The following is a 12,716-nucleotide window of genomic DNA, read 5'->3' as shown; positions in this document are numbered from 1 at the left end:
CATGACCGACGTGAGCACAGGCATCCGAGTCGGCATCGTCGACGGCATCGCCTCGGTGGAGATCGACAACCCTGCTCGCCGAAATGCGCTGACGAAGTCGATGTGCCTCGAACTCCAGCACGTGATGCTCCGGCTGGATGCCGACCCCGACGTCGTCGTCATCACCCTGAGTGGTCGTGGCATCACGTTCTGCGCCGGCGCCGCGCTCGATGAGATCACCTCCGTGCTGCTGGACCCTCAAGACGACGGGACCTTCGTCGACCACCTCAGCGCCGCAGACCACGCGATCTCCTCCGCCGCGAAACCCACCGTGGCGATCGTCGACGGACCCTGCATGGGGGGCGGCTGGCAGATCGCGGCAGCCTGCGACTTCATCGTGGCAAGCGAGCGCTCCATCTTCGCCATCACCCCCGCGAAGCTCGGCATCATCTATCCGCGCAGCGGCATCGAAAGACTGATCAGGCTGGTGGGGCCGGCCACGGCGAAGTTCCTGCTGTTCACGGGAAGGTCGCTGACCGCCACGCAGGCATTCGATGTGGGCCTGGTGGCACACGTCATCCCCGATGACGACTTCGCAGAGGACAGCGACGCGCTCGTGTCATCGCTTCGCGACAACTCTCAGTTCTCGATCCACACCCTGAAGCACCTCGTGGACCGCACGACGGCCGACGATCCCCACCTGGCTGACGAGTGGGTACGAGCCTGGCAGGCGGCGGCCGAAGGTCCCGACATGGCCATCGGCATCGACGCGTTCGTCGGCCGGGAGAGGCCGAAGTTCGCCTGGGGGCCGGCGTGAATGCCCCCCGGCTATGCTGGCGGGATGTCGACGGATGCTGGCGAAGTCTCGCCGCTCCGCCGCCCCGGCCGACGTCCCGGCCCCAATCAGACCCGCCAGCTGATCCTCGACACCGCGCGCATCCGATTCGCCGAGGACGGCTTCAAAGGCACGACGATCCGCAGGATCGCGACGGATGCCGGAGTCGATCCCTCGCTGATCATGCAGTTCTTCGGCACGAAGGACACGCTCTTCGGCGAGGTAATGTCGATCTCCCCGAAGGCGCTCTCCCAGTTCGCCGAAGCCTTCGAGGGACCCCGCGAAGCGATCGGCGAGCGCGTCGCCCGCGCCTTCTTCGCCATCTGGGAGGGCGACCCGCAGGACTCCGAGCCCCTGCTGGCGATGCTGCGCGGGGCGATCGGCAACGAGCGGGCCACGGCGCAGCTGGGCGCCTTCCTGCAGGCGCGCCTGAAGCACACGCTCGGCCCCGACCAGGCTGTCCGGGTGGGAATCGCCTCAGCGATGCTCGTGGGCATCGTCGTCGGACGCCGCATCGTGCAGATCCCCGCGCTGGCGAAACAGGATGCCGAGACCCTCATCGCGGTGATCGCACCCGCGCTCCAGGTGGTCCTGACCGGCGACGACCGCTAGCGCGAATCGTGAGCGTGACCCATCCGCATCCGACCGGAAGCGGGCAGACTCCGCGAGCCCGCTTCACGAACCGTGAGAATATATAAACGCATGTTGAGTTTGTGCGTCGATGCACATACGCTCGCAAGCGAATCACCGTCCGGCACAGGACAAGAGAGATGAGGAGTTCGCTTTGAGCGACGACCAGAAGATTTACATCCCGTCCACACCGCTGCCGGCTCCGCGGACCGGTCTGCTGACCGCATTCGATCCGGGCACTCGTGCTCTCGAGGCAGGATTCCAGATCGCGCCGCAGTTCAAGCCCCTGCCCGTCGACGTGGTGTTCGAGAAGGATGTCGCCGTCACCCTCCGCGACGGCGTGACCATCTATGTCGATGTCTTCCGCCCCGCAGGCGCTGACAAAGTACCCGTCATAGTGGCGTACAGCCCCTACGGCAAGGGGCAGGGCACCTCCGTCAGCGTGATGGGCGTATTCGGACTGGTGGGTCTCGACAACAGCATCGTCTCCGGACTGGAGAAGTTCGAAGGACCCGACCCGGCATACTGGTGCGCCCAGGGCTACGCGATCTGCAATCCCGACATCCGCGGCATCGTCGACTCCGACGGCGACAGCGTGCTGTGGGACCGCCAGGACGGCCGCGACTGCTACGACATCATCGAATGGCTGGCCGAACAGGACTGGTGCAACGGTCACGTCGGAATGAGTGGGACGTCTTATCTCGCCGCGTCGCAGTGGTTCACTGCCGCCGAGCGGCCTCCCCACCTGGCAGCGATCAACCCGTGGGAGGGGGTGAGCGACGTCTACCGCGACCTCGTCATGCGCGGCGGCATGCCTGACACCGGATTCGCGGGCCTGCTTCAGGGCGGCAGCTTCTTCGGCAAGAGCCAGAAGGAGGACATCCTCGCCGAAGCCGCGCAGTACCCGCTGATGACCGAGCTGTGGGAGAACAAGATTCCCGCCTTCGGCCAGATAAGCGTGCCGGCGTATGTGGTGGCCAGCTACTCCAACACCCTGCACACGGCAGGGACCTTCCGAGGCTGGCGTCGGATCGCCTCCGACCAGAAATGGCTGCGCATCCACAACACCCAGGAATGGCCCGACTATTACGACGAGGACAACGTCGAAGACCTGCGACGTTTCTTCGACCGCTACCTCAAGGGTGAGGACAACGGCTGGGAGCAGACTCCCCGGGTCCGCTACGCCGTGCACGATCTGCAAGGCGGCGACAAGGTCAACGTCGCTGCCGACCAGTTCCCGCCTGCCGGGGTGACCTCGACGAAGTTCTATCTCGACGGTCGCCGGCGAGTGCTCACAACCGACCAGCCCGTCGAGGACGTGGCGGCGATGTACACCGTCGCGGCGAACCCGAACGCCGTGTCGTTCCTCGTCCGCTTCGACGAGGAGACCCAACTGGTGGGGTACCCGAAGGCTCACCTGTGGGTCGAAGCACGAGACTCCGATGACATGGACCTGTTCCTCCTCATCCAAAAGCTCGACGCGCATGGCACACCGCTCGCACAGTTCACAGTGCCGAACCAGACCGCAATGGTTCACGACGTCACCGACCACGGCGCCACGATCCTCAAGTACAAAGGCTCCGACGGCAGGCTGCGGGCATCCCTACGCCACCTCGACGACGCCCTCGCGACCGATGAGATCCCCGCCCACACGTTCGACCGTGTCGAGAAGCTCTCACCCGGCGAGATCGTCGAGCTCGACATCGAACTGCTCCCGATCGGACTCGCGTTCCATCCCGGCGAACAGCTGCGATTCGTCGTCAGCTCACGCAACCTTCTCGGGACCATGATGCCCGGCATCCAGGAGTACGTCGGCGCGAACAAGGGACAGCACGTCATCCACACCGGCGGACAGCACGCCTCGTACCTGCAGCTTCCCCTTCTCACTGTCTGAATCACCTCAGCTCTGTGCGCCGTCATCTCGAATCGGGATGACGGCGCGCGTAGCCTTGCCGACGCCCCAGACCTGGTGATCGGCTGCGAGCATCCCGCGCGCGGGCTGCCCAGTAGCGACTGGGCATCTCAACGAGCAACCCGCGAGGCGCGTCGATACCCCCAACGCAGCACGTTCTATGCCGCGATCACCGAGGCAATTGCGGACGCGGCCGGCCGCCATGGGTATGCCGTTGCCCTCTGCGTGAGTCACGACGACACCGCACTGGACCGCGCCCGACTGGAGATGCTCGCCGAACATCGAGTCGCCGGAGTGCTGCTCGTTCCGGGAGTCGCAACCGGGACGCAGCTGCGTCAACTGCGGATGGTCGGTGCGCGGCTGGTGCTCGTCGACCGAGTCGTCGATGACGAAGCCGGCTGTTCGGTCGTGATGGACGATATCGCCGGCGGACGGCTCGCGACCGAGCAGCTGCTCAGGTCATCGCCGAAGGGGACATTGTCCTGGTGAATGGTCCAGACTCCATCCCGCAGTGCGTTGCCGACGCGACGGAGATTTCGCCGCGCTCGAGGCACGAGGGCAGAGCCGCGCCCAAGTGGTGGAAGTCGAGTCGGCCGCGATGCCGTCGAAGACGGAGTGCGGATCGGCCGCCTCCAAGCGGCATCCCCCGAACTGCGCCGGATCTTCTGCACGACGACCAACTGGCCGTCGGCGTGATCCGCGGGCTTCGCGCCGAAGGACGGCAGGTAGCCGAGGACGCTCGGGTGGTCGGCTACGGCGACCTCGAACTTGCGACCGAAGGCGACGTGCCGCTGACCACGATCGCCCAGCCCCAACGCGACGTGGGACAACTCGCAGTCGAGAGGATGCTCGCCGAGATCACCGAAGGGCCCACACGCCATCATTCGGTCACCGTGCTGGAACCCATGCTGGTTGCCGAGGCTCAGCGCCGTAGCTCGCGTGACACTCACCCCCCGTCCCGCTTGCGCGTGCGACGATGACCAGGATTCGACGGAAGGGCTCAAGCTGTGGCGTCTGGGGTGCCGCACGTGGGGTCGTGGGCTGCCGAGCTGTCTCGCGAAGGTCTTCGGGTGCAACGTATGCGGCTTCCGTGGGGAATCCGTATTCAGGCGGCCAGCGATCGTGCGGCGACGGATGCCTCGTCCGGCCAGTCGATGGACATTCCGCCGGCGGAGTTGGCCGCGTTGGCGAGGGCGTGGAGGTAGTCCGGGTCGAGCGTGACGGGTTCCGGAGAGTCGAATTCGAACAGCAACGGGATGGAGGGCTGCATCCACAGCGTGGATCGGCCGCCTGCGGTGTGATCAGGGTGACGCCAGCTCACCGTGAACGATTCGTTGCGCCGCAGCTTTGTCGTGGCGACCACTTTCAGGTGCGCCAGCACCCAGTCCGGGATGGAGGCGGACAGCATCCCGTTCCCGTAGTGAAGCGTGCCCATCCCAGTTCGTCCCTTCTCTGCGACCTCTGGCCGACCCGCGATGCGGGGGTCATCAACGACTTTGTACACGGTCCGACATAATCTGTCAATACCAGTTTGTGTGTGATTCATGTATTGTGTAATTGTCTGGACTTGTCAGGACGGGATGCGTAGTGTGGAGCGCCATGATGGTGGACAGCTCGAGGACCACGGTGGCCGTCAGGCACGGCGACGCGTCGCTGTGGCATGAGGTCGAAGCGGGGTTCTGGGTCGGCAGCAGGACCGGGCAGTTCCTCGGGACGATCGAACGCCACCGTGATCGATTCTTCGCTCGTGACTGCGTGGGCGCGTCGCTTGGCGTGTATCCGTCGGTCGAGGCGGCGTGCTGCGTGCTCGACTCCGACCGCAAGCCGAAGGAGCAGTCGTGCCGCAAACAGTGATGCGCCATGAGGGCGAACACCTCTACGCCGACCAGCCCGCAACGCCGGAGGGCCGGCGATTGAGCGACGCGATCCTGCGGTGGCGTCGCGCCGAGCGCATTCAGGCGGAACGGGCGCGTCACGCCTCAGGGCTTTCCGTCCTCGACCTCACCGCGCTGCGATACCTGGTGCAAGGCGCCCGCGACGGACGTGATCTCAGTCCCAAAGACGTGATCGTGATGCTGGACACCTCCAGCGCAAACGTCACCAACATCATCGAGCGGCTCGTCACCCACTCCTACCTCACCCGGGACCAGCATCCGACAGACCGGCGCGCGCACTTCCTCAGACCCACGCCCGAGGCGATCCGCCTGGTCGACGACTCCTACGCCCCGCACCATTCGGCCATCGTTGCCGTCATCAATTCGCTGGACATAGGCGACACGGAAGCCGCCACCAAAGTCATCCAGCAACTCGTCGACGCACTCGACGCCCTCGACCATGCCGTCGACCGGTGAGCAATCGGACGGGGGTATCTAGCCAGCCGGCGTTTCCTCAGGCAGCACGCCGCGACGACCGGCGGGAGGTTGGGAAATGGCGTAGGCGCTCGCCACACGTAGTGGACCCGCAATGACCCGCTGCGCCCGCGGCGGTCAAGGACGGGGTGGTTCTGCAGGTTCCGGGAGAATCGTGAGTCCGCTGGGACTGCTCGCTTCGTTGATCAAGTCCTCCACCCACCTGCGATTGATGTGGGGACTGCAGCCGCCGTAGAAATGAAACTGGACCGGAATCGACTCGTGGATCCAGAAACTGCGATGCCCACTGCCGTCAGCCATCTGCAGCTCGAACATGAAGGATTCCCCGCGCCGCAGCTTGTGCATCACGACGATCCGAAGGTGGGCGAGGGTGCGGTCGTCGATCTCGACGGCGTTGCGGACCGAGTCGTAGACGAACCTGCCCATGACGCGATCGTAGGCCGAGCAGCCTTCCGCGGACCAGTAGTGGCCCGCGGCAACCGGTCGCCACCACCCGTTGACTCGCCAGGTGCCTCACTCGCGAACCTTCCCGATCAGGGGTCGCAGGGCGCTGCTGCTCATGCCGGGATGGGTGCAGGCAGCACGAGGTCGACCCGGAACCCGTCGGCCACTCGACACGCCTCGACGTTCCCGCCGTGCGCCTCGACGATGCCACGCACGATCGCGAGGCCGAGCCCCGCGCCGGGCGCATGCGCGGCCTGCGCATCCGTGGTGCGCGCGGTGTCGGCGCGCCAGCCGACATCGAAGATGCGACCGAGATCCTCAGAGGCGACGCCGCTGCCGTGGTCCAGCACGCTCACGACGAGATGACCATCCTCTCTGGTGACCACGGAGACAATGATCTCGGAGCCGTCGGGAGCATGTCGGATGCTGTTCGCGAGCAGATTTCCGATCGCGCGGGTGAGCTCCCGCGGGTCGGCCCACAGCAGATGTCCGGCGACGCCGGCATCGACGATCTGGATGCCGCGCCGCGCCGCGACAGGCTGCACATCGGAGACGGCATCGGATATCAGGTCGAGGAGCACCACGATCTCCGGGTGGAGCGGAAGAGTTCCGCTCTGCAGTTGGGACAACCGGAAAAGGTCGTCAACCATCCGGTTCAGGGTCTCGACCTTCGCACCGATGAGGTGAATGTACTCGTCAGGATCATCAACCACGTGGGCCTCGAGCGCCTCCGTCATCGCCGCGAGCCCCGCGAGCGGGGTGCGCAAGTCGTGGGATATCCACGCGAAGAACTGACGACGCGCAGCATCCAGCGTCTCGATCTCGGCGCGCGCCCGCTCCAGCCGGATCGAGGCGTCGGCGAGCTCGGCCTCGAGCTCTGCGAACTCTCGCCACGCGCTCGATCCCGCAACGACCGCGGCGCCATCGCCGATCCGTTGTGCGGCCGCCGTGAGCCGCTCCAGTGTGGGCCGCACGAACTGGATCGTGACGAGCGCCGCCGCCGCGAGACTCATGAGACCCGACACCCCGACGACCCACGAGAGCACCACCAGATCGTGGGCCGAGAAGTACATTTCCACGAGCACCGCGATCGTCGAGCAGACGATCGCGACGACGGTCGCGATGATCACGATCGAGAACTGTGATGTGATCGGGCCGCGCCGATTCGCGCGCAGCACCAGCCACGCGAGCGTTGTCACGATACCCGTGCAGACGACCGTCGTGACGACGATCAGCACGAAGTCGGCGAGACTCAGCATCGGGGTTCCACCGTGAACCGGTAGCCCGCTCCCCACTCGGTATGCAGGTGGCACGGGAACCGCGGGTCGTCCTCGATCTTCTCGCGCAGGCGCCGAACATGCACGGTCACTGTCGAGGCGTCGCCGAAACCCCAGCCCCACACCTCCCGCAGCAGCTCATCGCGGCTGAGCGCGCGATCCGGGTGGCGGCTCAGATAGAACAGCAGTTCGTATTCGCGTGCCGTGAGAGCGACTTCGCGGCCCCGCGCCCATACCCGTCGGTGCCCGGGGTCGATACGAAACGGTCCGACAGCGAACTCGATCGGCGCGGCAGTGGGCGCGGCACGTCGCCGAAGCTGCGCCTGCACCCGCAGCTGCAACTCACGCAGGGCGAACGGCTTGGTGATGTAATCGTCGGCGCCGGTCTCGAGGCCCCGGATGCGCTCATCGACCGCGTCGAGCGCCGTGAGCATGATGATCGGAATGTCGGAGCGTTCGCGCACTTCGCGGCAGAGCTCGTCGCCGCTCAGGCCCGGCAGCATGCGATCCACGATGAGCACATCAGGGAGGCCCTTGTTCAGTGCGCGCTGAGCCGTCACACCGTCGGCGTACTGGTCGACGGCATAGCCCGCAGCCCGGAGGTAGTCGCCTACCACCGTGCGCACGGTGGGGTCGTCCTCGACGAGAGTGACGCGAGCGGCGTCGTCCATGGAATCGAGGGTAGACGGATGCCGCGCCCGCCGGTGCTCGCGGGTCGCGGATCTTACGGGTCTGAAAGGTCTCTTACGCCTGCGAAAGGTGCTGCCTCGTCACCTCTCGGGATTGCTTCACTGGCACCCGATGCGGTCGGCGTCCCAGTCCGGCCCGTGATTCAGGAGGCCACACCATGAGAACCATGACTCGTGCCGTCATCGCCGCCGCTGCCGCGGCGACCCTGGTCGGTTTCGGCGCGGGCGCGGCGAACGCCGCGCCGCCGACCGTTCAGACCGGTCGCCCATCCGTCGGGACGGTCTTCGTGCAGACCGATGCCGTCGCGGGCAACAGCATCGTGAGCTACGACCGACTCGCGGATGGCAGTCTTCGTCAGGCGGGCGTCTACCCCACGGGCGGCCTCGGCGTGTCGCTCGCTGGTGCCGTCGTCGATCGACTCGCATCGCAGAGCTCGCTCGTCCGCTCGGGGCCGTCGCTGTTCGCCGTCAACGGCGGCAGCAACACGATCACGTCGTTCCTGGTCGTCGGAGACCGGCTCGTTCGGCATCAGGTGATCGGCTCAGACGGGCAGGCCCCGGTGAGTCTCGCCGCGCATGACAACCGTGTGTTCGTCCTCAACGCCCGAGCCGGCGGGTCGATCCAGGGATACGTCAACCTGTTGGGGCACCTCGTGAAGATCCCCGCCTGGCATCGCGAGCTGGGACTCGACCCGACGGCAGTGCCGGAGTTCACACACACGCCGGCGCAGATCGCGTTCACCCCCGACGGGTCGAAGCTCGTCGTGACGACCAAGGCCAACACGAGCGCGTTCGACGTGTTCAGCTGGAGGCGCGGCGGCCTCTCGGCGCAGCCCGTCGTGACGGCCGTCCCTGGGGCGGTCCCGTTCGGGTTCCAGTTCGACCCCGCGGGCCACCTCATCGCGAGCGAGGCGGGTACAAACTCGATCGCAAGCTTCACGGTGAACCCCAACGGCACCGTGACCCAGATCGCAGCCGTGGCGACCGGCCAAGCGGCCACCTGCTGGACCGTCGTGACCGGCGGGTATGCCTTCGTCTCCAATGCGGGCAGTGCGACGCTCAGCGGCTACCGTATCGGTCCGGGCGGCTCGCTCACCGCGGTGAGCGTGACGCCCACGGATGCCGGCACCGTGGACGCCGCCGTATCCGCCGACGGCCGGTTCCTCTATGTGCAGACAGGCGCAGCGGGGCTCGTCGACGAGTTCGCGATCAATTCCGACGGCACGCTGACTCGAATCGGATCCGTCAGCGTTCCCAACGCGGTCGGTGGCGAAGGGATCGTGGCGCAATAGCACTGCGTCGATCAGGCGGGATCGGGCCTCGCCCGCTCCCGCCTGCCTGGTGGATGGCAGCTCCGATCGGTCTCGACCTTGCCTCATCCATCTCAAATGTGGCGCCGAGTGCGGTCGGGAGCCCCGTCCAGCGCAAGCAGAAGCCCCCGAGTTCCCGGTGTTTCAAGGTCTCTCGGGGCTTCGATCTCGAACCCGACTCGCCCGCAATCATCGGACGTCGAGTTCTCAACAGTGCGCTCGGCTGTCCTCGATCTGGTCATTCGATCACACCGGTGTTCATACCTCGCGCTCATTCTCCTTCTACCTTCCCGCGGCCCTCAGTTGTCGCACCAGGGGCCTCGAGGACCCTACTCCCTGGGCTCTCACCAGTTTCGGTGTCCGCGATCGGCACCACAGTTGAGACTCATTGTCGGGTGTCGAAGGCGGGGACGATCCGACCTAACGTCCGAATTGCGGTGTTTCTGATCGAGATCCCGCGGCTGGTTGTGGGCACGAGGAAACGGGCCAGGAGGGGGGCGCCCGCACCGGAGCGGGCAGTTCGTCGTCGGTGGGTGCGCTCGTACGCGGCGAAGGCGGCGGCCGGGTCGGTCGGGGACGCGCAGATCGCGTCCGCGAGGGTTCGTGCACCGACGATCGCGTTGCTGGATCCTTCGCCGAAGACCGATACGCAACTGGCGGCGTCTCCGACCAGAGCGATGCGCCCGGTGCTCCAGCTGGGCACAGTGATGCGCGTGACCTGATCGAAATAGACGTCGGATGCGGTGTGCCAAGCTGCGAGTGCGCGCTCGGTCAGCGATCCTCGGTCGCGGTATGCGTCTTCGATGAGCACAGTTGCGCGATGGGGATCGTGGTGGTCGTACGCCGGTCGACTGCGGAAGATGAACGCCGCCCCCGGGTTGCCGCCCGCGGGATGGATGGCAAGGGCCGTCCCGGGGTTGTTGAGGAGGATCACCTCACGCGGGTCTGTGTCGACGGCGTCGGTGCGGACGGTTCCGATGAACAGCCCCATCGGACGTGAGAAGCGCTGCTCCGCCCCGAAAGTCAGGCGCCGTACTGCTGAGTGAAGTCCGTCCGCGCCGATCGCGAGATCGAAGCGGTCTTCACCGCCGCGAGAGAACCGAGCATCGACACCTGCGTCGTCCGAGGCGAGGACCGCGACGGAGTCCCCGGTGATGATCTCGGCCGAGTCGTCGACGGCATCCAGCAGCGCGGTGGCGAGTTCGACACGTGCTATCTCGACCTCGTCGTCGGGGTTGCTGCTGCGGCGGGTGCGGATCACTGCTCGCCGGTTCCCATCCGGGTCGACGAACACGAGTCGTTCGACCCCGGTGGCCGCCGCAGCGAGTCGCGGCCAGATGCCCATCGCGCGGGCGGTCGCCGCTGCGGGACCCCGCACATCGACGGGGCTGCCGCTGGAGCGCACTCGATCAGCCGACTCGACGATCGTGACGCGATGGCCGCCGGCTGCGAGCCAGTAGGCGAGAGTTGCGCCGGCTATCCCGCCACCCGATATGAGAACCCGCAGACAGGCCACTCGCCCATTCCACCATCCTTGCGTGCCATGCACAGGGCATTTCTGGATGCGGGCACTCACGGGACCAAGTCATCGCCTCAGGAACACGTCGTGCGTCGCCGCCGCGGAATCGGTGCTTTCCCTGCCCGAGTCGCGAAAATCGAAGGCGACGGAGTCGCCCGAGCACTAGATTTGGAGTCACGGAGTGCCGGGAAGTCTGGTCGGCGATCACAATCGCTGACCCCGCCCGGAGGGTGCCGTGTCCGACGAGTTCCTCTTCTCGATCATCGTCCTCGTGGTAGCCGCTGTGCTCCTCGCGGGCACATTCTCCAACCGGCTGACAGCGTGGTTGCGGATCCCGGCGCCGGCGCTGTTCCTGATTGCCGCCGCTGTGGTCGCGCTGTTCCTTCCCGCATTGGGACCAGCAGCCCGTCAGATCGACGAGCGGATCGTTTCGGTGGCGCTGGTGCTCATCCTCTTCGACGGCGGTATGCACATCGGCTGGCGACGCTTTCGCGCATCGGCCGGTGCCGTCGCTTGGATCGGCGTCGCGGGCACCGCGGTCACCGCAGCGGCGGTCGCTGCTGCCGCCCATCTGATCCTCGGGTTCGACGGGCAGGTGTCACTGCTCCTCGGGGCGGCGCTGTCGCCGACCGATCCCGCCGTGGTGTTCTCGGTGCTGGGCCGACGCGAGATCGCCGGCCGTTCAGGCACGATCCTGGAGGGCGAATCCGGCGCGAACGACCCCGTCGGGATCGCATTGCTCGTCAGTCTGTTGACCGCCGGAACCGCCGTCGGATCTCCACTGCTAGCAGCAGTTCAGGAGTTCGCGATCCAGATGGTGGTCGGCGCGGTCGTCGGCATCGCCGGGGGGCTGGCGCTTGGTTTGCTCATGCGTCGTGTGCACCTGCCCAGCGGAGCGCTCACCGCGGTGTTCGTCGCCGCCGCGGCCGTGCTCATCTACGCCGGCGGCTCCGCGCTGCAGGGATCCGGCTTCCTCGCCGTGTTCATCGCCGGCATTCTCGTTGGCGACGTTCGCGCCCGGTTCCGGCACGAAGTCGACACCTTCTCGGCCGGCCTGGCGAGTCTTGCCGAGATCGTCGTCTTTGTGCTCCTCGGCCTGAGCGTACAACTGCAAGACGTGTTCCAGCCGACGACGCTGCTCGCGGGGGTGACGATCGCAGCTCTACTGATCCTCGTCATCCGGCCTCTGCTCGTCGGAGTCATCACACTCCCGATCCGATTGACTCCCGGCGAGCGGGCATTCGTGCTGTGGGCCGGGCTGAAGGGAGCGGTTCCGATTCTGCTCGGCATGTTCATCCTCAGCGCCGCCATCCCCGGCGGCGAGAGGCTCTACGCGATCATCTTCATCGTGGTGCTGATCTCCGTCGTCGTTCAGGGAGGACTCATCCCCGTCGCCGCCCGACTACTGCGTGTTCCGATGCGTCTCGTCCACCCGGGGCCCTGGAGCGTCGACGTCCGTTTCTCGGAAGAGCCGGACGGTCTGCAACGACATGCAGTCGAGACGGGGTCTCCCGCCGATGGGAGCACGATCGCTGATCTCCCCGTCGGAGAACGTGCGTGGATCAGCGTGATTACCAGGGAGGGACGAAACCTCCCGGTCCGCAACACCACGCGCCTCCGGGCAGGCGACGTCGTACTCACTCAAGTCGACCCCGATCACCGGATCGATGAATGGTTCACCGCGCGCGGCACTTGACAATCGGCGGTAGGAGCGGAGCTGGCAGTTGGTCTCTCGAACTTCCGGAGTCCGGA

Annotated in this window: 14 protein-coding genes; 9 read left to right on the top strand and 5 right to left on the bottom strand. The window is 66.3% G+C overall.

Annotation, left to right across the window (positions count from 1 at the left end):
* The first annotated feature begins 1 nt into the window (after position 1).
* From ABD212_RS14410 to ABD212_RS14390, 5 genes are all read left to right on the top strand, one after another.
* Positions 2–796, top strand: a complete 795-nt coding sequence (locus ABD212_RS14410; protein ID WP_344095813.1) for an enoyl-CoA hydratase/isomerase family protein — start codon at positions 2–4, stop codon at positions 794–796.
* Between the two features lie 24 nt (positions 797–820).
* Positions 821–1,426, top strand: a complete 606-nt coding sequence (locus ABD212_RS14405; RefSeq protein WP_344095811.1) for a TetR/AcrR family transcriptional regulator — start codon at positions 821–823, stop codon at positions 1,424–1,426.
* Between the two features lie 172 nt (positions 1,427–1,598).
* Positions 1,599–3,338: a CocE/NonD family hydrolase gene (locus ABD212_RS14400; RefSeq protein WP_344095809.1), complete on the top strand. Its 1,740-nt coding sequence runs from the start codon at positions 1,599–1,601 to the stop codon at positions 3,336–3,338.
* 75 nt (positions 3,339–3,413) lie between these two features.
* Positions 3,414–3,845, top strand: a complete 432-nt coding sequence (locus ABD212_RS14395; protein ID WP_344095807.1) for a substrate-binding domain-containing protein — start codon at positions 3,414–3,416, stop codon at positions 3,843–3,845.
* Positions 3,842–4,336, top strand: coding sequence for a substrate-binding domain-containing protein (locus ABD212_RS14390; protein WP_344095805.1), 495 nt, complete (start codon positions 3,842–3,844; stop codon positions 4,334–4,336). The genes ABD212_RS14395 and ABD212_RS14390 overlap by 4 nt, the downstream gene beginning before the upstream one ends.
* A gap of 125 nt (positions 4,337–4,461) precedes the next feature.
* On the opposite strand, the gene ABD212_RS14385 is transcribed toward ABD212_RS14390, so the two are convergent.
* Positions 4,462–4,791: a DUF7882 family protein gene (locus tag ABD212_RS14385; RefSeq protein ID WP_344095803.1), complete on the bottom strand. Its 330-nt coding sequence runs from the start codon at positions 4,789–4,791 to the stop codon at positions 4,462–4,464.
* A gap of 164 nt (positions 4,792–4,955) precedes the next feature.
* Here ABD212_RS14385 and ABD212_RS14380 point away from each other — a divergent pair, with 164 nt between their 5' ends.
* Together ABD212_RS14380 and ABD212_RS14375 are read left to right on the top strand one after the other, a co-directional pair.
* The gene (locus ABD212_RS14380) at positions 4,956–5,210 is read left to right on the top strand and encodes a hypothetical protein (RefSeq protein WP_344095802.1); all 255 of its coding nucleotides are present in this window, start codon (positions 4,956–4,958) and stop codon (positions 5,208–5,210) included.
* Entirely contained in the window at positions 5,195–5,707 is a 513-nt protein-coding gene (locus ABD212_RS14375; protein ID WP_344095800.1) for a MarR family winged helix-turn-helix transcriptional regulator, read from the top strand. Before ABD212_RS14380 ends, ABD212_RS14375 begins: the two co-directional genes overlap by 16 nt.
* A gap of 135 nt (positions 5,708–5,842) precedes the next feature.
* Here ABD212_RS14375 and ABD212_RS14370 read toward each other — a convergent pair whose 3' ends face one another.
* From ABD212_RS14370 to ABD212_RS14360, 3 genes are all read right to left on the bottom strand, one after another.
* A complete protein-coding gene (locus ABD212_RS14370; protein ID WP_344095798.1) occupies positions 5,843–6,151 on the bottom strand; it encodes a DUF7882 family protein in 309 nt (102 codons plus the stop codon).
* Between the two features lie 131 nt (positions 6,152–6,282).
* Positions 6,283–7,428 (bottom strand): sensor histidine kinase, encoded by a 1,146-nt coding sequence (locus ABD212_RS14365; RefSeq protein ID WP_344095796.1) that lies wholly within the window; start codon positions 7,426–7,428, stop codon positions 6,283–6,285.
* Complete coding sequence (locus tag ABD212_RS14360) at positions 7,422–8,117, bottom strand: response regulator transcription factor (RefSeq protein ID WP_344095794.1); 696 nt, start codon at positions 8,115–8,117, stop codon at positions 7,422–7,424. The genes ABD212_RS14365 and ABD212_RS14360 overlap by 7 nt, the downstream gene beginning before the upstream one ends.
* Before the next feature lie 176 nt (positions 8,118–8,293).
* Between ABD212_RS14360 and ABD212_RS14355 the strand changes: the two genes are divergently transcribed.
* A complete protein-coding gene (locus tag ABD212_RS14355; RefSeq protein WP_344095792.1) occupies positions 8,294–9,427 on the top strand; it encodes a lactonase family protein in 1,134 nt (377 codons plus the stop codon).
* Between the two features lie 403 nt (positions 9,428–9,830).
* On the opposite strand, the gene ABD212_RS14350 is transcribed toward ABD212_RS14355, so the two are convergent.
* Positions 9,831–10,961 carry an FAD-dependent monooxygenase gene (locus ABD212_RS14350; RefSeq protein ID WP_344095790.1) on the bottom strand — a complete coding sequence of 377 codons (1,131 nt, stop codon included), beginning with the start codon at positions 10,959–10,961 and terminating at the stop codon, positions 9,831–9,833.
* 238 nt (positions 10,962–11,199) lie between these two features.
* Between ABD212_RS14350 and ABD212_RS14345 the strand changes: the two genes are divergently transcribed.
* Entirely contained in the window at positions 11,200–12,660 is a 1,461-nt protein-coding gene (locus ABD212_RS14345) for a cation:proton antiporter domain-containing protein (protein WP_344095788.1), read from the top strand.
* The last annotated feature ends 56 nt before the right edge of the window (positions 12,661–12,716 follow it).

This window comes from Microbacterium deminutum (genome assembly GCF_039530205.1).
GTDB classification, from domain to species: Bacteria; Actinomycetota; Actinomycetes; order Actinomycetales; family Microbacteriaceae; genus Microbacterium; species Microbacterium deminutum.
The sequence above is the reverse complement of the archived record's forward strand: the minus strand, read 5'-3'. Positions and strand labels throughout refer to the sequence as shown.

Bases quoted from the DNA above. Each gene is read 5' to 3' on its own strand.
- ABD212_RS14410 (WP_344095813.1), top strand. From the start codon at position 2: ATGACCGACGTGAGCACAGGCATCCGAGTCGGCATCGTCGACGGCATC.
- ABD212_RS14405 (WP_344095811.1), top strand. From the start codon at position 821: ATGTCGACGGATGCTGGCGAAGTCTCGCCGCTCCGCCGCCCCGGCCGA.
- ABD212_RS14385 (WP_344095803.1), bottom strand. From the start codon at position 4,791: ATGGGCACGCTTCACTACGGGAACGGGATGCTGTCCGCCTCCATCCCG.
- ABD212_RS14380 (WP_344095802.1), top strand. From the start codon at position 4,956: ATGATGGTGGACAGCTCGAGGACCACGGTGGCCGTCAGGCACGGCGAC.
- ABD212_RS14370 (WP_344095798.1), bottom strand. From the start codon at position 6,151: ATGGGCAGGTTCGTCTACGACTCGGTCCGCAACGCCGTCGAGATCGAC.
- ABD212_RS14365 (WP_344095796.1), bottom strand. From the start codon at position 7,428: ATGCTGAGTCTCGCCGACTTCGTGCTGATCGTCGTCACGACGGTCGTC.
- ABD212_RS14360 (WP_344095794.1), bottom strand. From the start codon at position 8,117: ATGGACGACGCCGCTCGCGTCACTCTCGTCGAGGACGACCCCACCGTG.
- ABD212_RS14355 (WP_344095792.1), top strand. From the start codon at position 8,294: ATGAGAACCATGACTCGTGCCGTCATCGCCGCCGCTGCCGCGGCGACC.